General features: G+C 46.0%; 25 protein-coding genes and 2 riboswitches. All 25 genes read right to left on the bottom strand.

What is annotated here, in order from left to right:
* Positions 1-11: 11 nt before the first annotated feature.
* The 25 genes from KIB08_RS00750 to dapF all read right to left on the bottom strand — a co-directional run bounded on the left by KIB08_RS00750 (position 12) and on the right by dapF (position 24,553).
* Positions 12-1,292 (bottom strand): amidohydrolase, encoded by a 1,281-nt coding sequence (locus KIB08_RS00750; RefSeq protein ID WP_303988394.1) that lies wholly within the window; start codon positions 1,290-1,292, stop codon positions 12-14.
* Positions 1,289-2,542 carry an adenosylhomocysteinase gene (locus KIB08_RS00755; RefSeq protein ID WP_303988395.1) on the bottom strand — a complete coding sequence of 418 codons (1,254 nt, stop codon included), beginning with the start codon at positions 2,540-2,542 and terminating at the stop codon, positions 1,289-1,291. The genes KIB08_RS00750 and KIB08_RS00755 overlap by 4 nt, the downstream gene beginning before the upstream one ends.
* Entirely contained in the window at positions 2,539-3,591 is a 1,053-nt protein-coding gene (mtnA, locus tag KIB08_RS00760; RefSeq protein ID WP_303988396.1) for an S-methyl-5-thioribose-1-phosphate isomerase, read from the bottom strand. The genes KIB08_RS00755 and mtnA overlap by 4 nt, the downstream gene beginning before the upstream one ends.
* Positions 3,588-4,400 carry an S-methyl-5'-thioadenosine phosphorylase gene (gene mtnP / locus KIB08_RS00765; protein ID WP_303988397.1) on the bottom strand — a complete coding sequence of 271 codons (813 nt, stop codon included), beginning with the start codon at positions 4,398-4,400 and terminating at the stop codon, positions 3,588-3,590. Before mtnP ends, mtnA begins: the two co-directional genes overlap by 4 nt.
* A complete protein-coding gene (gene hslO / locus KIB08_RS00770) occupies positions 4,393-5,274 on the bottom strand; it encodes an Hsp33 family molecular chaperone HslO (RefSeq protein ID WP_303988398.1) in 882 nt (293 codons plus the stop codon). Before hslO ends, mtnP begins: the two co-directional genes overlap by 8 nt.
* A gap of 1 nt (position 5,275) precedes the next feature.
* Positions 5,276-5,737, bottom strand: a complete 462-nt coding sequence (gene ribH / locus KIB08_RS00775) for a 6,7-dimethyl-8-ribityllumazine synthase (RefSeq protein WP_303988399.1) — start codon at positions 5,735-5,737, stop codon at positions 5,276-5,278.
* 11 nt (positions 5,738-5,748) lie between these two features.
* Complete coding sequence (locus KIB08_RS00780; protein WP_303988400.1) at positions 5,749-6,933, bottom strand: bifunctional 3,4-dihydroxy-2-butanone-4-phosphate synthase/GTP cyclohydrolase II; 1,185 nt, start codon at positions 6,931-6,933, stop codon at positions 5,749-5,751.
* A gap of 14 nt (positions 6,934-6,947) precedes the next feature.
* Entirely contained in the window at positions 6,948-7,592 is a 645-nt protein-coding gene (locus KIB08_RS00785) for a riboflavin synthase (RefSeq protein ID WP_303988401.1), read from the bottom strand.
* Positions 7,577-8,710, bottom strand: coding sequence for a bifunctional diaminohydroxyphosphoribosylaminopyrimidine deaminase/5-amino-6-(5-phosphoribosylamino)uracil reductase RibD (gene ribD, locus KIB08_RS00790; RefSeq protein WP_303988403.1), 1,134 nt, complete (start codon positions 8,708-8,710; stop codon positions 7,577-7,579). The genes KIB08_RS00785 and ribD overlap by 16 nt, the downstream gene beginning before the upstream one ends.
* 44 nt (positions 8,711-8,754) lie before the next feature.
* Positions 8,755-8,880: riboswitch (FMN riboswitch) on the bottom strand.
* Positions 8,881-8,892: 12 nt separating this feature from the next.
* Positions 8,893-9,540, bottom strand: coding sequence for a ribulose-phosphate 3-epimerase (gene rpe, locus KIB08_RS00795; protein WP_303988405.1), 648 nt, complete (start codon positions 9,538-9,540; stop codon positions 8,893-8,895).
* Positions 9,537-10,418, bottom strand: coding sequence for a ribosome small subunit-dependent GTPase A (gene rsgA, locus KIB08_RS00800; protein ID WP_303988407.1), 882 nt, complete (start codon positions 10,416-10,418; stop codon positions 9,537-9,539). The genes rpe and rsgA overlap by 4 nt, the downstream gene beginning before the upstream one ends.
* Complete coding sequence (gene pknB, locus KIB08_RS00805) at positions 10,418-12,280, bottom strand: Stk1 family PASTA domain-containing Ser/Thr kinase (RefSeq protein WP_303988409.1); 1,863 nt, start codon at positions 12,278-12,280, stop codon at positions 10,418-10,420. Before pknB ends, rsgA begins: the two co-directional genes overlap by 1 nt.
* Before the next feature lie 23 nt (positions 12,281-12,303).
* Positions 12,304-13,017 carry a Stp1/IreP family PP2C-type Ser/Thr phosphatase gene (locus KIB08_RS00810; protein WP_303988411.1) on the bottom strand — a complete coding sequence of 238 codons (714 nt, stop codon included), beginning with the start codon at positions 13,015-13,017 and terminating at the stop codon, positions 12,304-12,306.
* Between the two features lie 68 nt (positions 13,018-13,085).
* Entirely contained in the window at positions 13,086-14,123 is a 1,038-nt protein-coding gene (gene rlmN, locus KIB08_RS00815; RefSeq protein WP_303988413.1) for a 23S rRNA (adenine(2503)-C(2))-methyltransferase RlmN, read from the bottom strand.
* The gene (rsmB, locus tag KIB08_RS00820; protein ID WP_303988415.1) at positions 14,120-15,394 is read right to left on the bottom strand and encodes a 16S rRNA (cytosine(967)-C(5))-methyltransferase RsmB; all 1,275 of its coding nucleotides are present in this window, start codon (positions 15,392-15,394) and stop codon (positions 14,120-14,122) included. Before rsmB ends, rlmN begins: the two co-directional genes overlap by 4 nt.
* A 7-nt stretch (positions 15,395-15,401) precedes the next feature.
* Complete coding sequence (locus KIB08_RS00825; protein WP_303988417.1) at positions 15,402-16,226, bottom strand: DUF116 domain-containing protein; 825 nt, start codon at positions 16,224-16,226, stop codon at positions 15,402-15,404.
* Positions 16,207-17,148, bottom strand: coding sequence for a methionyl-tRNA formyltransferase (gene fmt, locus KIB08_RS00830; RefSeq protein WP_303988419.1), 942 nt, complete (start codon positions 17,146-17,148; stop codon positions 16,207-16,209). The genes KIB08_RS00825 and fmt overlap by 20 nt, the downstream gene beginning before the upstream one ends.
* On the bottom strand, positions 17,145-17,627 hold the full coding sequence (gene def / locus KIB08_RS00835) for a peptide deformylase (protein ID WP_438362028.1): 483 nt from the start codon (positions 17,625-17,627) through the stop codon (positions 17,145-17,147). Before def ends, fmt begins: the two co-directional genes overlap by 4 nt.
* Before the next feature lie 12 nt (positions 17,628-17,639).
* Entirely contained in the window at positions 17,640-19,973 is a 2,334-nt protein-coding gene (gene priA / locus KIB08_RS00840; RefSeq protein ID WP_303988423.1) for a replication restart helicase PriA, read from the bottom strand.
* 41 nt (positions 19,974-20,014) lie between these two features.
* Positions 20,015-21,202 carry a methionine adenosyltransferase gene (gene metK / locus KIB08_RS00845; protein WP_303988425.1) on the bottom strand — a complete coding sequence of 396 codons (1,188 nt, stop codon included), beginning with the start codon at positions 21,200-21,202 and terminating at the stop codon, positions 20,015-20,017.
* Positions 21,203-21,247: 45 nt separating this feature from the next.
* A riboswitch (SAM riboswitch) is annotated at positions 21,248-21,342 on the bottom strand.
* Between the two features lie 24 nt (positions 21,343-21,366).
* Complete coding sequence (gene coaBC, locus KIB08_RS00850) at positions 21,367-22,575, bottom strand: bifunctional phosphopantothenoylcysteine decarboxylase/phosphopantothenate--cysteine ligase CoaBC (RefSeq protein WP_303988427.1); 1,209 nt, start codon at positions 22,573-22,575, stop codon at positions 21,367-21,369.
* The gene (rpoZ, locus tag KIB08_RS00855; RefSeq protein ID WP_303988429.1) at positions 22,575-22,787 is read right to left on the bottom strand and encodes a DNA-directed RNA polymerase subunit omega; all 213 of its coding nucleotides are present in this window, start codon (positions 22,785-22,787) and stop codon (positions 22,575-22,577) included. Before rpoZ ends, coaBC begins: the two co-directional genes overlap by 1 nt.
* Positions 22,788-22,789: 2 nt before the next feature.
* The gene (gene gmk, locus KIB08_RS00860) at positions 22,790-23,434 is read right to left on the bottom strand and encodes a guanylate kinase (RefSeq protein WP_303988430.1); all 645 of its coding nucleotides are present in this window, start codon (positions 23,432-23,434) and stop codon (positions 22,790-22,792) included.
* Positions 23,431-23,700 (bottom strand): extracellular matrix/biofilm regulator RemA, encoded by a 270-nt coding sequence (remA, locus tag KIB08_RS00865; protein WP_303988624.1) that lies wholly within the window; start codon positions 23,698-23,700, stop codon positions 23,431-23,433. Before remA ends, gmk begins: the two co-directional genes overlap by 4 nt.
* Complete coding sequence (gene dapF, locus KIB08_RS00870) at positions 23,681-24,553, bottom strand: diaminopimelate epimerase (RefSeq protein ID WP_303988432.1); 873 nt, start codon at positions 24,551-24,553, stop codon at positions 23,681-23,683. The genes remA and dapF overlap by 20 nt, the downstream gene beginning before the upstream one ends.
* Between the last annotated feature and the right edge of the window lie 43 nt (positions 24,554-24,596).

The following is a 24,596-nucleotide window of genomic DNA, read 5'->3' on the forward strand; positions in this document are numbered from 1 at the left end:
CATTTTATTGCTTATGACAAGTTGTTAAAGTACTCCTGCGCTTTCGTAATTTCACTGCGCAAACGCTCTTCATCAATAGTAAGCAGTTGGCGATGTTGCATAACAAGCTTGCCGTTGATCATAACGGTATCCACATCCGACGATTGTGCCGCATAGGCAAGCAATGACGTAACATTATACTGCGGTTGCCAATGGAAACCGTTGCGGTCGACTAAAATGATATCGGCCAAATGGCCTTCTTTCAATTCGCCGAGATCGCTATACCCAAGTGCATGGGCGCCCCCTGATGTAGCCAATTCCACCGCGGTTTGTGCCGGAATAGCGGTAGGATCGTAGGATACACCTTTATGAATTAATGCAGCTGTCTGCATTTCTTCCCACATATCAAGCTTATTATTGCTCGATGCACCGTCTGTAGCCAAACCGACGGTTATATTCGCAGCAAGCATCTGAGGAACCGGTGCCACGCCTGAAGCCAGTTTTAAATTACTGCGCGGATTATGTGCAACCCTTACATTATGCTCCGCCATAATAGCAATATCGTCAGCATCTACGTGTACGCAATGTGCGGCTAAGGTCGGTTGAGTAAAAAGACCGAGTTGTTCCATATAAGCAATCGGACTGAGTCCGTGTTTTTCTCGGCAGGTTTCGACCTCCCCTTGGGTTTCGGATAAGTGGATATGAATTTCAATATAGTCTTTACTGGCAGCATCAATGACTTTTTCCAAATATTTTGCCGAACAGGTATATGGTGCATGCGGTCCAAGCATTACACGAATTAAACCGTTTGCTGCTTGATGCCATTCATGGAAAAGTGCCACGTTTTCCTGCAGTGCTTCCTCCCCATTGGGAGAAGTTCCCGCCAAGCCACGTGCAATATTACCGCGCATACCGACATCAACAGCCGCTTTAGCCACCTGAGGCATATGCATATACATATCACAAAATGCGGTGGTACCACCCCGAATCATTTCCGCAAAAGCCAACTGCGAACCCCAGTAAACAACTTCATCATTCAATTTTGCTTCCGCGGGCCAAATATGGTTTTCGAGCCAATCCATTAAGGCAACATCATCGGCATAGCTGCGAAATAATGTCATTGCAACATGGGTATGACTGTTAATTAAACCCGGCATGGCCAGCATTCTCTTGCCATCTATTTTATTGTCAACATCTTCACATTCAAGATTTTTCCCAATTTTTTGAATCCGTTGATCGCTTACTAAAATATCAACGTCGATTTTGATTTCCTGCGGTGTCCAAAGGTCCACATGTTGAATTAATGTGTTCATTCGTCACTTCCTTCCTCATATAAGTAAGCATATTGTTCGGATGTCAATGTATCAATAGCATAATGCATTGCCTCTAATTTAATTCGTGCGACATTTTCATCAATTACTTTGGGCATGACATATACTTTTGGTGAAAGCCATTCCGCGTTTGTCTGTACATAATCCAACGCCAACGCTTGCAACGCGAAGGACAAATCCATGATTTCAGCGGGATGTCCATCCCCTGCTGCCAAATTGACCAGTCTCCCCTCGGCCAAAACAAAGAGAGTATTTCCATTGGTCAATGTATAGCCTTTAATATTTTGCCGGGCCTCAAATTCTTTGTCGGCAAGCTCACTGAGTTCACGCACATTGACTTCCACATCAAAGTGACCTGCATTACATAGAATGGCCCCATCTTTCATTAGCGGATAATGGGCTTTAGTGATGACATCTTTACAACCCGTTACCGTGACAAAAATATCACCGAGTTGGGCGGCTTTTTCCATCGGCAACACCGTAAAACCGTCAAATACCGCTTCGATCGCTTTGATCGGATCAATTTCCGTGATATAAACATGTGCTCCTAATCCTTTGGCGCGCATGGCAACGCCTTTACCGCACCAACCATATCCCGCAACTACCACATTGCGTCCGGCAATCGTCAAATTAGTCGTCCGGATAATACCGTCCCAAGCGGATTGCCCGGTACCGTAGCGATTATCAAAAAGATATTTACACAGTGAATCATTGACAGCAACCATTGGAAATTGCAGTTTCTTTTCCTTGTCCCATACGCGCAAACGCTGTACACCGGTAGTCGTTTCTTCGGAACCGCCCAAGAGCCGCTCCTGCGCATCTTTACGACTATCCAGAACAAGCGCCGTCACATCACCGCCGTCATCTAAAATTAGATGTGGCTTATGGTCCAGGGCGTGGTTTAAGTATTGTGTATATTCTTCATCAGTACAACCGTGCGTAGCATATACGGTAAGACCTCGTTTGACCAAAGCGGCGGCAATCGGATCTTGGGTAGAAAGCGGATTGCTGCCGGTAACAATGACCTTGGCGCCGGCTTCCTGTAAAACCGTCGCTAAAAATGCCGTTTTTGCTTCCAAGTGAATCGACATGACTATGGTTTTACCTGCAAACGCTTGTCGCTTTGTCAAATCACGCCGAATTTCCTGCAGCACCGGCATATACCTTTGTACCCAATTAATTCTTTTTTCGCCTTCCGCGGCCAAAGATAAATCTCGAATGATAGAATTCATTGTTTCACCTTCTCTTTTAATTTGGTGATTGCCTGTTCATATGGTGCGGTTAACACACCTTTTTCTGTAATCATTCCCGTCACCAATTCAGCGGGAGTTACATCAAATGCTGGATTCCAAACGGCAACATTTTTCGGCGTACTGCGAACCCCTTGAAATTGGCGGACCTCTTCGGCAACACGTTCTTCAATGGGGATTTGCGAACCATCGGTAAGTGTGAAGTCAAATGTCGAGCTCGGTGCCGCTACGTAAAATGGAATATTATGATAATGCGCCAGCACAGCTAAGCCGTAAGTCCCGATTTTGTTAGCAACATCACCATGCGTGGTAATTCGATCCGCACCGACGATTATGGCATCTATTTTTTTGTTTAAAATAGCGCTTGCGGCCATATTGTCACAAATTAACGTGCAGGGAATTTTATCTTTCGTTAGTTCATACGCCGTCAGACGAGCCCCCTGAAGCAGCGGTCGCGTTTCATCCATATAGGCCGTGATTAGTTTTTTTTGGAGATGCAATTCGCGGATAACTCCCAATGCAGTTCCGATACCTGCCGTAGCAAGTGCTCCCGCATTACAGTGAGTAAGAATCGTTACAGGTCGATCAAAAAGCGCTGCACCATGTTTAGCTATCGCTTTATTTTGTGCAAGGTCATCGCTATCCACTTTTTGCGCTTGCAAAAGTAATGCTTGGTAAGCCGCGTCATACGACGATTTTTGTGCAAGCAGGGTAGCGTACATCTCACGCTGTAAGTCCACAGCCCAGGCTAAATTGACAGCCGTCGGCCGCGCTTCCCGTAAAGTTTCGGTAGCGGCGTTAAAGACAGATTGTTGGGGGATGCTTTTTTCTGACGGTGCGCTTTCGGCAAATGCCAAGACGCAGGCATACGCCGCCGCGACGCCTATGGCTGGTGCTCCACGTACAGCTAACGTAGCTATCGCATGAGTGACATCGGCTGTCTTTCTGCATGTTATATACACTTCTTCAGTGGGTAAACGTCGCTGATCAAGCAAGATAAGTGCGTCATCTTCCCAATATAAGTGTCTCATAACTTAATTCCCTGCTCTACTTTAAAGCCACCGTATTCTGCCATGGCGTGCAATGCCGGACTATCAAATGCAGGGTCAAATGTCGTCATGACAGATCGTAGGAGTTTTTTCAGTTGCTCACTGTTTTTTTCCATAGCCTCTACCACTTCACCATGTGTAAGATTTTGTGGAGAAATACCGGCAGCAAAGTTGGTAACGAGCGATACGGTAGTATATGCGATTTCCGCTTCCCGAGCTAATGGGCATTCGGGAGCATTGGTCATACCGACAACATCGCCTCCGAGTTGCGAATACATTTTAATTTCGCCGGCAGTTTCAAAACGCGGGCCTTCTGTACATACATAGGTCCCTTTTTCATGTAACGGCAACTTTTCTTTCTTGGCGGCTTCTGCGATCATCTTACGTAATGTACCGCAGTAAGGTTCCGTCAAATCCACATGTGCTACCGGCAAAGGAGAGCCGTCATAAAAGGTGTGTTCACGCGATTTGGTAAAATCGAGTAATTGATCGACCAGTACCATTTCACCCGGCTTCATGTCCGGATTGAGTGAACCGACGGCGGTAGTCGCTACAATCGCAACAACATCAAGCATTTTCAAAGCATAAATATTGGCACGATAATTGATTTTATGCGGCGGAATCGTGTGATTGGCACCATGGCGGGTCATGAAAATAATTTCTTTATCCATAAAAATACCGGATGTATAAACGGCTTGTCCATAAGGTGTCTTGATTGACGTTGTCTTCGTATTACTGAGCAACGCGGGGCCATATACTCCCGTCCCTCCGATAATAGCCAGTTTACGCATTAGACTCCTCCTTTTCAGCAAAGACGGCTGCCAATTCATCTTTGGTAAAAACATATTTTTGTTCGCAGTAGTGACAGACCAATTCCGTTTTATCTTCCTGCAGTAAAGCTTCCTGATCTTCTTTCGGAATCGTCTTTAACGCTGTAAGAAATTTTTCGGACGAACAGGTACATTCCCAAAGCACTAGTTTTTCTGCCAGTAAATCTACATGTAAACCGTGGGAAAGAATTTCGATAATTTCTTCTTCTGTATGCGTACGCATCGCAGTGGTAATCGGTCCCAGCTTTGCCAAATTGGCTTCCATTTGCTGCAATGCTTCTTCATCACGATCCGGCATTGCCTCTACCAAAATGCCTCCGGCGGCTAATACCTGTACATCGCCACTTACCATCACACCGAGACTTACCGCAGAAGGAATCTGCTCCGAAAGTGTTAGATAATAAGCCAGGTCTTCCGCGATTTCGCCCGAGTGGATTTCAATAGCGCTTTGGTAAGGCTGCCGCAAGAGAGAGTATCTTGTGACATAAAGCATACCTTGACCGACTGCTTGCCCGACATCCAATTTCCCGTGCTCGTTAAGCGGCAAATCGACCTGTCCGTTCTCCACGTAGCCGCGAACACGGTTAGTCTCATAGGCATCGACAAATACTTTGCCCAGCGGTCCGTCGCCGTCGAAACGAATACTTACGCCTTCCTGGTTTTTAAAATCAGTTGCGAGAAGCAATGCACCCGTCATCGCGCGTCCTAATGCAGCCGTAGCTACAGGAGAAAGATCATGCAATGCTCGTGCGCGCGCGACAGCAGAGGTCGTATACGCCACTGAGATTTTCAAACCTTCATGGGCCAGATAATGTTTAATACTATCTTTCCACATGTCATATCTCCTTCAATAAATTGCACATTTCCACGGCCGACATAGCGGCATCAAAGCCTTTGTTGCCGCTTTTAGTTCCGGCCCGTTCAATCGCCTGCTCCAAAGTATCAGCAGTCACCAAACCGAAAAGAATCGGCTTTCCCGAAGCAAGAGACGTGGCGGCGATACCTTTGGCCGCTTCATTGCATACCAGATCGTAATGCGACGTAGCTCCTCGTAACACAGCCCCTAAGCAAATAACCGCATCTACGTCTTCTTTAGCAACAAATTTCTTAGCTACGAGCGGTAATTCAAACGCTCCCGGACAGTACGCAATTGTAATGTTTTCCTCTTTCATGCCGTGCCGTTTCAGTGCATCCAATGCCCCGCTTAAGAGTCGATTTGTAATAAAATCATTAAAACGACCGACAACAATCGCCATTTTTAAATCGTCAGCAACCAAGTTTCCGTTGTATGTTTTCATATATTACCTCGTTAAAAAATGTGCCCCATTTTATCTTCTTTTGTTTTTAAATATTTGCGATCAAAATCATTGGGCGGAATAACAATTGATTCTCGTGCAATAACGGTAACCCCGTTTTTTTCTAAATCATCAATTTTTGCGGGATTATTGGTCAACAACCGAATGCTTTTCACGCCGAGATCATCTAAAATTCGTGCACTGAGTGAATATTCACGCAAGTCGGCAGGAAACCCCAGCTGCTCGTTAGCTTCCACCGTGTCAAAGCCTTCTTCCTGCAATTTATACGCACGAATTTTATTGGCGAGACCGATGCCCCTTCCCTCTTGACGCATGTAGATAATGACACCTTCGCCCGCGGCTTCAATTTGTCGCAATGCAGCATGTAGTTGTTCGCCGCAATCACAGCGGCAAGAACCGAATACATCCCCGGTCAAACATTCCGAATGGATTCTGGTTAATACATTTTCTTTACCGTCAATATCTCCCTTCACGATGGCCAGGTGGTTAAACGAATCCAGTGTGTTTTCATAAACATAAATAGTAAATTCACCGTATGCCGTCGGTAATTGTGCGGCAGCCACCTGACGTACTAACTCCTCGGATTGCTTGCGATATTCATATATTTGCGCCACACTGATCATGGTAAGCCCGTGTATTTTAGCAAATTGCTGTAATTCCGAACGACGCATCATCGTTCCATCGTCTGCCGTGATTTCACAAATCACAGCGGCAGGATATAAATCAGCCAACTCCATCAAGTCAATGGAGGCTTCCGTATGGCCCGAACGTACAAACACACCGCCTTCCCGAACACGAAGCGGAAACACATGCCCAGGACGGCGAAAATCGTTGCCTTTAGCCGCAGGATTTAAAAGTTCTTTAATAGTAAGCGCGCGATCATGCGGTGAAACGCCGGTACCGGTATGAATATGATCAACAGAAACTGTAAAAGCCGTTTGATGGTTGTCTGTATTTTCCTCAACCATTTGAGGAATCTCCAAACGCTCCAGATCTTTACTCTTCATTGGTACGCAAATAATTCCTCGAGCGGCTTTCGTCATAAAATTAATAGCCTCGGTAGTAGCAAATTGAGCAGCCATTACCAGATCGCCTTCATTTTCCCGCTTCTCGTCATCTACCACTATAATCATTTTACCGCTTTTTAAATCATTTAAGGCCTGTTGAAGTGAATCCATTTACCTTACTCTCCTCAATCTAGAAAACCGTTTTGTATTAAAATCTTTTGCAGGTTTTCATCGGTATTTTTTTGACTTCCCAACAAATGATCAATATACTTTCCAAGTACATCCGTCTCAATATTTACGACACTGCCATTTTGATATTCTCGGGTATTCGTTTGTTGCCAGGTATGCGGAATAATAGAGACCTCAAAGTAATTTTTCCCGGTTTCCGTTATGGTCAAACTCATACCATCAAGCGCAATCGACCCTTTGGGAATAATATGCCGTAAGAGTGCAGGTTCCACTTGAACCCGTATGCGGTGCGCTACTTCATCCTTTCGAATTTGGCTGACTTTACCGATACCGTCAATATGCCCGGAAACAAAGTGACCGTGTAAACGTCCGTTTACCGATAATGCCCGCTCTAAATTAACATGCATCCCCAATTGCCACTTGGCCATCGCGCTATGTTGTACCGTCTCCGGCATGGCGGTCGCACTAAATGCTTGTGCTTGCACATCGACTGTCGTCAGACAAATGCCGTTAACAGCGACGCTGTCTCCTACTTTAAGCGGCTCATCCCACGGTAGATGCGCAATGGTCAGCAAGTAGCTGGTACCGTTTCGTTCCAGCCGCCGTATCGTGCCAACTTGTTCAATCAAACCTGTAAACATCCGAACTCCTTTACTTCATAATGCAGGCGAATATCATCAGCGAACATTTGGGTATCTATCAAGGTATATCGCGGTGCATTATTTAATGCCTCAATTCCAACTCCGGCACTAATCCCTTTAGCCATCGCTCCACCGAACATAAGTGGCGCTATATACAGATAAATTTCATCCAAAAGTGCGGCTCGTAAAAACGCATCGATAAGTGTGGCGCCGCCTTCTAATAAAACAGTTTGAATCTCGTACTTTTCCAGGAGTAATTTGACACCTGCTCGGATATCCGGTTCGCCTTCGGCATTACAGGATAATAATTCCACATTGACTCCCTGCCGACGCAGTGCCTCAAGTCGATTTGGGGCAGCTTCCTGTGTGCAAAATAAAATTGTTCGTTCCGGCAACTGTGTAGCTATCGTGGCGGTGAGCGGTAATCGTGCCGTTTTGTCCCAAATCACACGCCACGGTTGTTTGGGACGAGAAAAATCTCGCACCGTAAGCTTCGGATCATCGGCAAGTACGGTATTAATACCTACCGTGATGGCATCGCTAAGAGAACGCAAACGTTGCACATCATAACGCGCTTCTTTGCCTGTAATCCATTGAGATTCTCCTGTGACAGTGGCCGTTTTGCCATCCAGCGTCGCCGCCATTTTTGCTATCACTTGCGGTCGCTTTTGTTCAATACTACGAAAAAAGCCGCGGTTAATTTTGCGTGCTTTTTCTTTACAAACACCGCACACTACTTCTATGCCGGCCTCTTCTAATATCTTGATGCCATTTCCATTGACTTTTGCAAATGGATCACAACATGCACAGACCACTCGCTTGATGCCTGCCGTTATGATCGCTTGAGTACATGGAGGTGTTTTTCCGTAATGTGAGCACGGTTCAAGTGTTACATATAAAGTAGCATCTCGCGCTGCTTCTCCTGCGTCTTGCAGTGCCCAGATTTCAGCGTGCGGACCGCCCGCTTTTTGGTGCCATCCTTCCCCAACAATCGTATGGTTTTTAACAACCACCGCCCCGACAAACGGATTAGGTCGTACGGCTATTGTCCCGAGTTGTGCGAGTTGCAGCGCTCGCTCCATGTACAAAATATCTTCTTTCGATATATCAGCTTGCATAATATGCCTCCATAAAGAAAAAAGGACAACGCAAAAGTGTCCTTTTTTGTCCTTTCCCAGCCAGACTATACTGTCGGTTTCGAAATTTCATCGAATCAGCTTGCGCTTGCGGACTTTACCGCCGGTCAGGAATTGAGTCAATTGACTCTCACCTTGCCTCAAAGACACGACATATTAAGTTATTACGAATTACGTAATGTACGAATCATGTCGGCACGATCCGTACTGTTAAATACAGCGGAGCCCGCGACTAAAATATTCGCCCCCGCTGCAATCAACGAAGCCGCATTTTGAGGTCCTACACCGCCGTCGATTTCAATCGCCGCGGAGCTCTTCGTGCGTTCAATCAGTTCAGCTAAACGTTTTACTTTAGCAGTCACATAAGGAATAAATTTTTGGCCGCCAAATCCCGGATTGACACTCATCAATAACACAAAATCAAGTGCCGGCAAAATGTCTTGCAATACTTCTACAGGAGTAGACGGATTTAATACCATGCCGGCCTTCATGTCGTACTTTTTAATCCGCTGCACTACGCGATCCGCATGCGGTTCTGTTTCATAATGAAAAGATATCATATCACAACCGGCCTCATGTAGAGGTTTAATATAATCACTCGGTTGTTCGACCATTAAATGAGCATCAAACACTAAATCGCTGTGAGGTCGCAACGCTTTGATCACCGGCGGACCAAACGTCAGATTCGGAACAAAATGGCCGTCCATAATATCCAAATGAACAATATCGGCGCCCGCTTGCGTTAGCATTTTCAACTCTTCCTGCAAGCGAGAAAAGTCTGCAGAAAGTAAGGATGGTGCAATTTTTATCATCGATATCTGCCTCTCTCTTTTTCCAGCCACTCTTCTGCTAACGCTTGGTAGGAGTCATAGCGACTTTGTAAAATAGCACCGTTTTCTACCGCCCTTTTGACAGAACAGTGCGGTTCTTTTAAATGGCGGCAATCATCAAATCGGCATTGACCTAAGTAGGGCACAAAATCACGAAAACGCGCAGCAATATCGGTCACTTCATGCGGTAAGTAGGAGAGCGACGCAAACCCCGGCGTATCCATAATAAATGTATTTGGTGCCAGTCGCAGTAACTTGGCATGACGAGTAGTATTACGTCCACGGCCGATTTTTGAACTGACACTTTGCGTGCGCAAAGCGTCGGTCAGCGCCAAATGATTGATTAAAGTAGACTTTCCCACACCCGACGGACCACAGCAGACGCTGATGTGCCCCTGCAGAATCGCCAGTAACGGTTCGCGTACCGGCTGGTCATAACCGGATTGCAAAGTAATGTAGGGAACATTAGCATAGTCCGTTGCCAGACGTTTTGCTTTTACGTGATCTAAATCCACTTTTGTCCAACAAATTAACGGATCCAAACCTTGCTTTTCCGCCATCATTAAAATGCGGTCGAGTAAAAACAAATTTGGTTCAGGTTGTGCTACTGCCATCACGGCAATCAAATGTGTGACATTGGCAACATGAGGACGCTGTAACGTTGTCTTGCGCGGATGTATGGCAACAATCATGCCGGTTGTTTCCGTAAGCACATCGATGTCTACATAGTCACCCACCAAAATGCCGGAAGACTCCAGCTTCAACCGCCCTCTGCTTTTGCAAGTGTATTCATGTCCGTGAGAATCAGAAACGGTAAAATAACCGTTCTGATTGCGTATCACAATTCCTTTTTGTTTCATTAGAGCTCTTGATCTTGCACGATAGCGTTATCTATCAACACTTGAACCCGTACCTGTCCGCTACCTGTGACTCGCTGGTTAATAGTAGTCCCTGCTTTTTCATTAGCGGAAAATACGGTATGTCTACCCGTATCATCGGTGACAATAATTTCAACATGATGAGATTTTCCATCGTTAGGCACCCGAATACCGACATTCGCCTTTTTTTCTTCCGTTTTGTCAAATGTCAAATCTACGCTTGAGCCGCGTACAATGGCTTGTCCTGCAGATGGATTCTGTGCAGTTACCAAATCTCCGTCGGCGGGCGTGACATCTTTGCCGTCACGTGTCAAAGAACCCACTGTCAAATCTGCCTGTTTCAAGATTTGTTTTGTTTCCTGCCATGTTTTACCGACAACTCCCGGAGTCGTAACACGGCTAACCATGTCTTTTTTGTTGACAACCACGTTTACACTAGTGTCCGCTTCCACTTTATTCGGCGCCAGCGGCGACTGTCCGATAATGGTATCTAAGGGGCGACTGCTGTCTTCCCTCTCTTCAATTTTTCCAAGCCTTAAGTGGATGCTGTTCAGTTTGGCAGTTGCCTGTTCAATCGTAAGGCCTGTCAAGTCGGGAATCAAAATATTGCTCCCGCCTTTACTGATAGTCAGATGAATAATACGATGCGTTTTTACTTCCATTCCGGCGCTCGGCGTTTGCGAAATAACTTGACCGATGGGCACATCTTCACTCGCAATTTCGCTGATACGAACATTTAAATTTTTGCTTGTCAGCGTTTTTTGTGCTACTTCTACCTGTTGGCCCACCACATTGGGTAATGTCATTGAATCCGGGCTCCAAAAATCGCCAAACATCCAAAAGGCAATACCCGATGCCAATAAGAATAATCCGGCAATGCCTAAAACAATCCATCGTACCGGCCACGATAAAATCGGTGTTAATACACTTTCTTTCGGTTCCAAATCCGTTTTGGGAATCGGGCGGGTGCGCGGAAATTGACCTGTGGAAAAATCATGACGACCGGTTTTTGCATTTTTGGGCGTTACTAAACCCTGCGCTAAACGCAATTCAGCGATCATTTCCGAAATATCGCTGAACCGTTTATGCGGATCTTTTTGTAGTGCCTTCATGACACAATCTTCCAACATTGGTGAAATGGTCGGATTGTATTTTGCCGGTTTAGGGATATCTTCCTGCATATGCTTCAAAGCAATGCTGACCGCCGTTTCTCCCTCAAAAGGAAGGTGACCGGTAAGCATCTCATACAGCACGATTCCTAAAGAGTACATATCCGTTTGTGGCGTCAGCGGATCACCGCTGGCCTGTTCCGGCGAAAAATAATGTACAGAACCAAGTACGGATTGCTTATTGGCAATCGTAACTGTATTGATCGCACGTGCAATACCGAAATCAGCAACCTTGATTCTACCGGTTTTAGTAACCAAAATATTATGCGGTTTGATATCGCAATGAATAAGGCCGTTAGCATGTGCATGTTCCAATGCTTCTGCAATTTCTATCGCAATTCGAACGGCCGCTTCATTGGAAAGGTGCCCCTGACGCGCAATATAATCTTTTAGCGTTTCACCGCCGACGTATTCCATGACGATATAATACACATCATTGTCCTTGCCGACATCATAGATATTAACAATATTGGGGTGGGACAATTTTGCGGCCGCTTGTGCTTCTCTTCGGAATCTTACGACAAAATCGTTGTCAGTCGCAAAATTGCTATGCAATATTTTTACGGCAACGACACGATCCAGTAACACATCTTGAGCACGATAGACATCAGCCATGCCGCCGCTACCAATTTTTTCGGTCAGCTGGTAACGATTGTCTAAAAGCCGTCCAACCATATAGTTTACACCATCACTTTCTCTTACGTATTACTGATTACGACCACGGTCGCGTTATCTTTGGCTCCGCCTAGATATACTTCACGCATGATCGAGCGAGCGCACGCTTCCGGCGCATTTTCATTCGTAATTAAAAGATCACGTAATTTTGCGTCCGAAACCATATTATAAACACCGTCGGTGCACATCACAATCATCTCTTCCGATTGCAACGTTAATCGCCCTGTATCTACTTTCAGAGTATCCGTTGTACCGACGGAACGGGTAATTACATTGCGTGACGGATGAATTTTAGCCTGCTCCTCAGTTAAAGTACCTTTGTGAACCATTTCGGTAACCAAGGAGTGATCCACCGTAATCTGGGTCAACTGACCACGATAGTAACGATAAATTCGACTATCGCCGACATGCGCCCAGAAGAATAGATCTTCTTCAGCGCGTGCAACTAAAAGCGTTGTCCCCATGCCGTTTAGATTCGGCTCACTGTTAACACGTTCGCGGATAGCTATATTTGCTTGATTGACCGCATCTTTTAGTGTGACTTCGTTCCAAAGCTCCGAACGTTCACTGCGCACATAGTCTGAGACACGTTCGATGGCCATGTGACTTGCGATCTCCCCGGCAACATGTCCTCCCATTCCGTCCGCCACAATAAAAAGCGATGGCGCAACGATGCGGAAAGCATCCTCATTTGTAGGACGCACAAGACCACGCTTGGTGATACCAAAACTTTTCATGAAACCACCTTAATAGTAAATTTAATCAATATATGGATATCGTATCATCTATCAAATACAGCGTCAAACTAGGCGTTATCTCCAACAAATTTCATTTTGAGCTGACCACAGGCAGCTTGAATTTCAGTACCCATTTCTTTGCGGATGGTAGCTGCTATTCCCTGCTTTTGCAGCTGTTCACAAAATTCCTGTGAATGTTTCATTTCCGGTCGCCGGTAAGGAATACCCGGGCTCTCATTTAATGGAATCAAATTTACATGCGCGCGCAACGGACAAATCATTTGCGCCAACTCGGCGGCATGTTCCGGCTGATCATTGACTCCTGCCAAAAGAATATATTCACAAGTCACGCGTCGGCGGGTGGTTTGGGTATAGAATTGTAACGACTCCAATAGTTCCGGCAAGGGATACCATTTACTGATCGGCATGATTTGATTGCGGATTGTATCGTTCGGTGCATGTAGCGAAAGTGCTAATGTAATCGGTATTTTTTCTTTAGCCAAATCATAAATTTTAGGTGTAATACCCGAGGTCGATAGAGTCATATTTCGATAACTTATCGCTAATCCTTCAAAACCATGACACATTTTCATAAAAGAAAGTACATTATCATAATTTTGTAAAGGTTCACCGGAGCCCATCAACACGAAAGAGTGAATTTTGATATCATAGAGAAATTGCCATAAATAAATCTGTGCCAACATCTCTGCGGCCGTTAAATTACGTTGCAAACCGGTTAAACCTGAGGCGCAGAATGTACAGCCGACCGCGCACCCTACCTGCGTGGAAATGCATACAGAATAACCGTACGGTTGATTCATTAGTACTGTTTCAATCAGTGAGTTATCGCTATAACGCAGCAACAACTTGGCGGTTTTTCGGTCGCTGCTCCGTTGTTCACGCACAATGGTCGGAAAATCGATGATGCACGATTCTATCAGTTTGTTGCGCAATTCTTTCGGCAATTGAGCCATTTCATGAAAATGTAAAACACCCCGCTTATACATATAATCGAACAACTGCTGACCGCGGTATCCGGGAGCGCCAAGTTCCTTCATTAAAGCCCGCAATTCCGGGAGGGTTTTACCCCAAATATTTTGTTTCATATTTTGTTTTCCCAAGCGCAAATATAAAAACCGTCTGTTTTCGATTCCGGCGGCCAAAATCTATACTCATCTATATTGATCGTATTCTCCAGCGAAATTGTACACGGTTGCAATTGAGGATGGGTTTGTGAAATTCTTTCTCTTACGCCTTCGTTCTCTTCCGGATTCAGTGTGCAGGTACTGTACACTAAGCGACCACTCGGTTTTAAATACGTAACGGCACGTTCTACGATTGCCTGCTGTAAGAGAGGAAAGGCCTTTAATTCTTTCGAGGTCCGCCGCCATTTAAGATCCGGGCGACGGCCGATAACTCCTAATCCTGAACAAGGAGCATCAACGAGTACTTTATCAAACCTTTTTTGCCAATTCGGATTTTCTTTAGTGGCGTCCTGCACCACTGCAGAAACGATAGTTACGCCCAACCGCTTACAATTATCCCGAATCAGCTGTTGTTTGTGAGGATATAAATCACAGGCAATAATTTCTCCCTGATTTTCCATAATTTGTGCTAAGTGAGTGGTTTTACCGCCGGGCGCTGCACACAAATCTAATATAGTTTCACCCGGCTGCGGAGAAACTGCATGTGCTACCCACATCGCCGCTTCATCCTGGACATATAAAACCCCGCTTTGCAGCTCTTCACGAATGGCGGCAATCCCTCCCCGGCTAATGGAAAGACCTTCAGGAACAGCAAGCTTTACTACGTCTACACCGCGAGATATTAAATTTCGTATAACCTCATCCCGAGTTTGCCTAAGCGTATTCACACGCACAGTGAGTGGCGCCGGCTGCATAAAATAAGCAAACAGCTCTTCCGTGCGTTCCATGCCCCATGTACGAACTGCCCATTGAGCGAACCACTTCGGCTGACAATATGTAAGACTTAAATAGGTAATAGGATCATTTGTCCGTTGCGGAATTTTAAACCCTTCTCGCTTACGTAAATAGCTGCGTAAGCAACCGTTTACAAAACCCGCACTGCCACGATGTGATACTTCTTTTGTCAGCTCGACGGCTTCGTTAATGGCCGCGCGCGCAGGCACACTGTTTAGAAAAATAATTTGATATAATGCGCACAACAAAATGAGCCGTACATCCGCATCCAATTTTGCCAACGGCTGGCGACTTAAACGGCCTAATATCCACTCCAAATAATTTTTCTTACGAATTACACCGTAAATGATTTCGGTGGCAAATCGGCGTTCGCGATCTTCAGCAGGCCATGTGGTAAATACTTGTTGCAAGGCAATATTTGCATAAGCCTCTTCCACAAGCACCTTACGCAAGACGACGAGCGCTATTTCTCGAGCAGTTTTCAACAGACTTCTTTTCTCCTAACAAATGGGCTAATACTTTATCTACTTTTTGCAGATCCACTTGGGTATTGAAACAGGGACCATAGGGACGACTATTTAAAACCCCGAACACTAAAATCGGAAAAACATCCCGCATTCCCAAAACCAGGTCCCGCTCACAAGCGATCGCAATAATCGCTTTAGGACGATGTTTTTTTACTAAAAGGCGCGCAAAGGTTCCCCCGGTCGCGATATATAAGGAGACGCCATATGTTTTTGCAAGATGAACCAATCCTCCTACCGGACAACGCCCGCATTCACGACAGGCAAACGCATCGCGAGTTACTTTAATCGGACAGGTATCATTTTGCAAGCAATGCGGTGTCAGCAGCATAATATCTTCCGGTTTGAGCTTCGTCAGGTAGCGCTCTGACAATGTATTGATTAAGTCTACCAACGACTGGGCGACATGCTCTTTCGGAATACGGAATACTTTGCCCCATAAAATGCAATACGGTAAAAAAATATATACCGCTTTACTGGCGCTACGTAAAATCCCCAAGGGCAATTCATGATGGGTTTCCAACGCCACGCCGATGCTTGCAATCAGGCCGCCGCTGAAGATCACACCCGCTGCCGCCAAAACGTATGCAAGATTCGGCAAAACAGGATGCAGCAAAGCTAAGCCGGGCGCCAATAAATACGCAATCGCAAAGGCGGTCGCACTTAATGTTGCCCACGTCAACAAGGTCAAACGCAGGCAGAGATTACGATTTTGCAACGTTTCATCAATCTGTTTGTTCGCCAAGGGTTTCACCTGATTTTATTTGGTAGCCGTTAATAAACTCAGCCGCCTGCATATTCCGTTTGCTTTCCGGCTGCATTTGCAAAAGCTGCAAGCTCCCCTCACCCGTACCGACAAAAACATCCGTACCGTCCACCAATAATTCACCCGGTAAAAGCATCGCATGCGCTTTTGTCAGAGCGGTTTGATGAATTTTCAAACGTTTTTCGCGAAAGAATGTATAGGTTCCCGGATTCGTATGCAATGCACGCACTAAATTATGAATAGTGCGCGCATTTTTATTCCAGTGGATTCTTCCCTGTTCTTTAGCAATTTTTCCGGTACATGTAGCCCGATCGTGTACTTGCGGTGTAGCGTCACCAATCGCTGTATCCGCGTCCGCCAAGACCTCTTGCAAGGATTCCGCACCGAGTAAGGACAAGTGCGCAGATAATTGATTGAAATCCCAATCAATAGGAATATCGATCCGACGTTGTAAGATGATATCGCCGGTATCCATACCTTCATCTAAATGCATAATAGTGACACCGGTCGTCTTATCGCCATTGAGCAAACTGTACTGCATAGGTGCGGCGCCGCGATACTTGGGCAACAATGATGCGTGAACATTGATCGCACCAAGACGCGGAATTTCAAGAACTTCTGCCGGGAGAATTTGACCATAAGCCACCACGATCAAAAGTTCCGGTGCAAGTTCCTGTAATTTTTTTTGCGCGTCGACATCGCGCAGTGTTGCCGGCTGATACAACGACAAACCATGCGTACGGGCACACTCTTTCACCGGTGAAAAGCTCATTTTTTTACCGCGACGATTGACGCGATCCGGTTGTGTATATACACCGACAATTTCCGCTTTCGGATGTGTTAGTACCGACTCCAGACAGGGTACAGCAAATTGCGGCGTCCCCATAAAAACGACTCTCATTCGATCGTTCCTTCATTTTCTTTGTACAAATTTTTCGCACGTTCGATGTAAAGAGTACCATCAATATGGTCATTTTCATGTTGGATAGCCTGCGCCAACAGTCCCGTTGCTCTTACCTCATGCGTACGCCCATTACGATCTTCATATCGTACAGTAACGCTGGTAGAGCGCTCGACCACTCCCACAAAACCAGGAACACTTAAGCAACCTTCCGTCATTTCTTCTTTTTCGTCAGATAAAGTAATAATTTCCGGGTTAATATATTCCACATAACCGTTGCCGTCATCAATCACAAAGATCCGCAACGATTCACCGACTTGTGGTGCTGCAAGGCCCACGCCGTTGGCATCATATAACGTATCTTTCATATCCTTCAGCAAAGTTTTAATCGATTTTGTCATTTTTGTAACAGGTTGCGCTTTTGTTTTCAGTACGGGCGCGCCCGCCAATACAATTTTACGAATTGCCAATCGTGTCACCTCTTTTGTATGTTAGCTCATTTCCATATCTATTATTATACCATTTACTTGCCATAGGTCGCTTTTCTTGATATGCGCTCTAACCGTGTTAAGATTTTTTGCTGTTATTTGAAACGACATATAAAACCGGTCACGTAATTTAGCCTGATAATCAGGATAAATATCCGTATATTCCACTTCTACCCCTTTTTCTGCAAGGATTTTTGCAAGATCATCAAATAGAACTTGTAAATGACTTTGCGCTTTTTCTTGGCTCTCCGCAAAAGCGCTGATTTTAGCGCGTTCAAAAAATGGCGGGTAATGCAAATACTCGCGCAGTTCAAGTTCTTCGGTATAAAAATTCTGCCATTCATCGGTGCAGGCCGCCTGCAATGCATAATGCCCCGGATGGTATGTCTGCACAATGACGCGCCCATCACCGTCTTTACGTCCTGCGCGTCCGGCTGCTTGCACAACCAATTGAAATACCTGTTCCGCCGCATTATATTGCGGGCGATTTAATAATGCATCGATGCTTAAAATTCCGACACAGCCGACATTAGGAATATCATGGCCTTTCGCCACCAGCTGCGTTCCCAATAAAATATCGGCTTTCCCTTGTGCAAAGGTATCTAAAATTTCTGCGCGCCGCCTTGCATTCCCTGCATTATCCGTATCCAAACGCAGAACTTTCGCCCGGGGAAATGCTTCCGCTACCACTTTTTGCGCGCGTTGCGTGCCGAGTCCAAAATATTTAATCGCTTTACTGCCACAATTTGGGCAGCTTGCGGGCATCTCCCGTGCGCCGCCGCAACGATGGCATTGTAAAGTATGAGTCGGTAAATGATAGGTATAAGGCAAGTCGCAATGAGGACAGGTTAAAACATAACCGCATGTTCGACAGGAAACATGGGTAGCATAGCCGCGTCGGTTTAAAAGCAAAATAATTTGACGTCCTTGCGAAAGCATCGTCTGCATCGTCTGATACAATTCCCGTGAAAGAATGGAACGATTCCCCGCCTCCAGCTCGCTGCGCATATCGACAATATGCATTTTCGGTAAGGATACACCGCCGATACGTTCCGGGAGCAGTAGTGTAGTGATTTCGCCATTTTCAGCGCGATAATAACTTTCCATCGAGGGTGTTGCCGCGCCTAAAACGAGCGGACAATGATGCCAACGTGCACGCCACTCCGCCACACGTCTGGCATGATACCGTGTCTGCTCACTTTGTTTGTAGCTGGCATCGTATTCTTCATCGATAACAATAAGGCCGATGTCTTCTGCCGGCATGAATACGGCGGAACGTGGTCCGATTACAATATTTCCCCGGCCCGCGCGCACACGCCGCCAGTTATTAAAGCGCTCCAGCTCCGTCAGACCGCTGTGCTGACAAAAAATTTTTTCCGCTCCGAAGCGTGCCGTAAAGCGACGCACCACTTGATCCGTTAGCGAAATTTCCGGCGTCAAAATCAATACGTTCTTGCCTTTCTCTACGGCGTTAGCGGCAGCGCGCAAGTATATTTCCGTTTTGCCGCTGGCAGTGACTCCATGTAGCAAAAACGTTTCATTACGCTGTTCATTTAAGGCTGACAGAATGGATGCCCACGCTTGCTTCTGTGCCGAGGTAAGTGGAGGTAAATGATCCGGGATACCGGTATGGTCGCTGCACTTTTCGTGAGTGCTTACATAACCATTGCTTAGCGCAGATTTACGTAACGCGGCAGAAAATCCCGCAGCATTTAACTCTGCTGATGTTTGCTCCGGATGCTCTGTTAAAAAGAGAACCAGCTCCTGCTGACGAGGCGTACGCATAAGTTGTGATTGTGTGGGTTCAATGGCTGCATCCCAAACGATTTCACTCGCGAATCGCGAATCACTCAGCTGTTTTAGTTCACCTTTAATCCAGCCATTGGCAAGTGCCTCCAGCATATTGGGAAAATAATTCTTCAGAAGTTTTTGATGGTTTGTAGGAATATTCTCAGGTGCTATTTTTTTTTGTCCTGATACCGTTAAGCTATAGCGCGTTTGGCCTTTAATCGTCTTTTTATCCACTAAAAATAAACGCAATGCTTCAATCAATGGACACGCATAGTACATTGCCAACCATTCAGCAAGTGCCAGCATTTCCGATGTAAACCAGGCATTATCTCCTATTGCCTCAAAAATACTTTTCAACTCGCGCGTTGTATCCTCAAAAGTTTCCGACCGAGTCTTCCAAACGATCCCCTCTTCGTGACCGGTTCCCCATGGAACAATCACTCGCCAACCGGGAGTGATATATTCCAAATGAGCGGGAATACGGTATGAAAAACATTTTTGTAAATGCTTAGTCGGTCGGTTAATGATAATTTCAGCTACCGTCATAAACTCTCCTATGTGAAAAGAAGACGGCATATACCGTCTTCTTATAATCCTGCATCTTTACGCAATTCATCTGCTTTATCGGTGCGCTCCCACGGCAAATCAATATCCGTTCTACCGAAGTGCCCGTAGGACGCGGTCTGTGCATAAATCGGTCGTTGTAAGTCAAGATCGCGAATTATTGCTGCCGGTCGTAAATCAAAATGGGTGCGAACCAGGTCCGTGATTTTTTCATTAGGGATCTTACCCGTGTCAAAGGTGTTGACTAAAATTGACACCGGGTGCGCTACGCCGATCGCATATGCCAGCTGAATTTCACATCGATCTGCAATCCCCGACGCGACAATATTTTTCGCCACGTGACGTGCTGCATAAGCCGCCGAGCGATCTACTTTTGTCGGATCTTTACCGGAAAATGCACCGCCGCCGTGGCGAGCCATCCCGCCATAGGTATCCACAATAATTTTACGACCGGTCAAGCCGGCGTCCCCTTGCGGACCGCCAATGACAAAGCGCCCTGTAGGATTAATATAGAGCTTCGTTTTATTGTCATACAAGTTATCCGGCAAAATAGGCTTGATGACCTGCTCGATAATATCGTCACGTAATTCTGCTATCTCTACTTCGGGGCTATGCTGTGTCGAGATAACGATTGTATCAATATGTACCGGCTTACCATCCACATATTCTACGGTTACTTGTGTTTTACCGTCCGGACGCAAATACGGCAAAATACCGTCCTTGCGAACTTCCGCCAACCGTCGCGCCAAACGATGTGCTAACGAGATCGGCAACGGCATCAATTCAGGTGTTTCGCGAACCGCATAGCCGAACATAAGGCCTTGATCGCCGGCACCGATTTCGTCAAAGATGTCTTCACTTTTTTCTTTTGCTTCCCACGAGCTGTCTACACCGATAGCGATATCTTGCGACTGTTCATCAATCGATACCAACACCCCGCAAGTATCCGCATCAAATCCGTATTTCGCACGATCATAACCGATGCGTCGAATCGTCTCACGAATAATTTTATTGATATCAATGGAGCAGGATGTCGATATTTCACCAACAACGTGTACTAAACCGGTGCTGACTACTGTTTCACAGGCAACTCGTCCATCCGGGTCCTGTGCCAAAATCGCGTCCAAAATATTGTCTGAAATTTGATCGGCAATTTTATCCGGATGTCCTTCCGTTACCGATTCTGAAGTAAAGAATTCTCTTTCTGCCAAAATATTCGCTCCTTTTGCATAAAAAAATCCCTCCATGAGGGATTTCCCTCATCTTCCAGTTGCCTGTCGGATGTAGCACCGAATTGAACCGGTTGCTGTGGCTTCTACGGGCCGAATCCCTCCACCACTCTGGATGAGTACAATTATTATTTTATGATATTATGCTATTTTTTGCAAGCGTTTGCCAACTTCGCCGCCCGTTTGATGATCTCTTCCGCCACCCGGTCTTTAGTCATGATATCCAAAGATTCGTGACTGCCGTCACGATAGACAAACGTTACGATGTTAGTCTCCGTCTGGAAACCGGCGCCGGGGGCAGCCACATTATTGGCCACCAACATATCCAAATTTTTCTTGACCAATTTGCCCTTAGCATATTCCAAAACATTTTGGGTTTCCGCCGCAAACCCGATCAAAATTTGTTGCTTTTTACGTTGGCCCAGTTCATATAAAATATCAGGATTGCGTACCAGCTTGATTCGCATATCGTCGTCCTGTTTTTTGATTTTTTGAGATGCAGTTTTCGCCGGGCGATAATCTGCAACAGCTGCCGCTTTGACGACAATATCGGCAGTATCAAATTCGGCATCAATGGCGTCCTTCATTTCCCGCGCGCTATTGACATGAACGATACGTACACCGGGAACTTCCGGCAGCGATGTTGCCGCACTGACCAAGACCACTTCGGCTCCCTGGCAAGCTGCAGCAGCGGCTACCGCATACCCCATTTTGCCGCTGGAGCGGTTGGAGAGATACCGTACCGGGTCAATAGCCTCGCGTGTCCCACCGGCGCTGACAACCACTTTTTTACCTTGCAACAGACCTTGCGACGCCACTCTTTCAATGGTGGCAACGATTGTCTCTACGGCGGGGAAGCGCCCCTTACCGTTTGTACCGCAGGCCATATCCCCCGATTCCGGTTCGATGACGGTATAGCCCGCACTAGCCAACTTTTGTAAATTGCTTTGCGTAAAAGGATTTTCGTACATTCGGGTATTCATCGCCGGCACGACAACTACCGGAGCGGGTGTTGCCATTACGGTTGTCGTCAGCATATCATCGGCAATCCCGTTGGCTACTTTGCCAATTAAATTTGCGGTCGCCGGAGCCAAGACGAAAACATCCGCCAAGTTAGCCAGAGCAATGTGTTCTACATTCCAATGGGTGATTTCTCCCCACATCGTCGTCGTAACCGGCTGACCGGAAAGCTCACGAAAAGAAAGCGGCGCCACCAACTTCGTTGCGTGTTCCGTCATAATCACATGAACTTCCGCGCCATGTCGACGCAGCTCTCTAACCAAAAAAAGCGCTTTGTAAACAGCAATACCGCCGCTTACGCCAAGAACTACTTTTTTCCCTTGTAAGCGTTCCATTATCGTATATTTCCCGCCGGATGGGTAGCCGCTTTCTTGACTTTACCGTAATAAATTTCTTCTAAAGCAATCGTTGTCGGCTTTTTCTCATCAGCTTCTACCAATGCCTCCGCTCCTTCGGTGAGTTCTCGTGCTCGTTTAGCCACCATAGAAACCAAGGTATATTTACTGTCTACACGCTCCAATAAGTCATCAATTGATGGGAATACCATAACTACATAACCTCCCTGGTAATATACTTTTCAAAAATAGTATCGATTTGCTCTTTATTACGCGACAGTTTACAACGTTCTGCCACCATAATGGCGCGAACTTTATCTACGGCTTCATCCAATTTATCATTGACAACGATGTAGTCATATTGGTGCGCTAACTCGAGTTCGCCAATCACTTTCGCAAGACGCATTTGAATCACTTCTTTGGAATCAGTATCCCGAGCATACAAACGATGAGAGAGCTCCTGTAAAGATGGTGGGACAATGTAAATAAAAATCCCTTCGGGATATTTTTTCTTGACCTGCATCGCGCCTTGAATATCGATCTCAAGCAAGACCGTTTTACCTTCATGAACCAAATCAAGTACTTGCTTTCTCGGTGTGCCGTAGTAATTGTTATAAACTTCGGCATATTCAAGAAAGGCGTCTTGTTTCAACATGTTTTTAAACTTATCGACAGAAGTAAAGAAATAATTGACCCCGTCAACCTCACCTACTCGTTGCGGCCGGGTGGTAACCGAAATGGAGTAACGAATTTCCGGATGAAGCCGGCGCAGTGCATCACAAATCGTGCCCTTACCTGCACCGGAAGGACCTGAGACCACTAAAAGTACGCCTTCGTCATGTTTATACTCCGCGCTCATTCTTTTTCTTCATCCCATTCTTCGCCGAATTCATGTAACCGGTTGGCAATGGTTTCCGGCTGGATAGCTGATAGAATAATCTGCCCGCTGTCCATAATCAAAACGGCGCGAGTTTTCCGGCCATACGTTGCATCTACCAGAATACTCCCTTCGCGGGCTTCTTGGATCATACGCTTGATCGGAGCTGATTCCGGACTAATGATTGCCATCAGTCGACTGGCGGAAACCATATTGCCAAATCCGATATTAATTAATCGTACATTCATCATTGTTTTCTCCGATTCTTTTATATTCGCCACTGAATACCTCTACTGCCGGACCTGTCATTTGTACCGGTTTCCCAACACCCGGCCAAGTTATTTGCAGCCGTCCGCCGTCCAAAATTAACGTCGCTGTATTTTTCATCAGTTGGTTGGCAACAGCCGCTACCAATGTCGCACATGAACCTGTTCCGCACGCTTCCGTAATACCTACGCCGCGTTCCCAAACACGCATGCGGATTTCATTCGCAGACAAAACTTGTGCAAACTCCACATTCGTCTTTTCGCTAAATAGCGGATTTGTTTCGATCTGAGGCCCCCAATCTCCCAACGGCACTGTATCGACATCATCAACGAATGTAACAATGTGCGGATTCCCCATAGAAACACCGGTAAATGTAAGCGTCTTTCCATCAAGATCGATTTGAATATTTTGCGCAGGCTGCTCCTTATCCGCAGTTATACCGATGTCACCGCGTCGTAATTTAGGTACGCTCATGATTACGGTGACCTCTGATTCCTGCGGCGTATGGTTAATCACATCAGCCTGCATGACCCCGGTGGCTGTCAAAATACGCCAATGCTTTTTGTCCGGCTGCTGCTGTGTTGCATAGGCAGCCACACAACGGGTTACATTGCCGCACATCTCCGCAATGGTTCCGTTCGCATTATAAATCCGCATTTCTAAATCATAGTGAGAATTTTCGGGAGGTAGTATGATCGCTACACCGTCTGCGCCGATGCCGCGTTTACGATCGCATAGTTGGCGTGCTAAAGAAGGTGTCATCACCACTTCTTCAATAAGTCCGTCCAGTAAAACAAAATCGTTTCCCAAACCATGCCACTTTGTAAACTGCATACAATACCTCCATTTAAGCTATTTTACCATTTTCAGTAACTGA

This window comes from Negativicoccus succinicivorans (assembly GCF_018372215.1).
Classification (GTDB): domain Bacteria; phylum Bacillota; class Negativicutes; order Veillonellales; family Negativicoccaceae; genus Negativicoccus.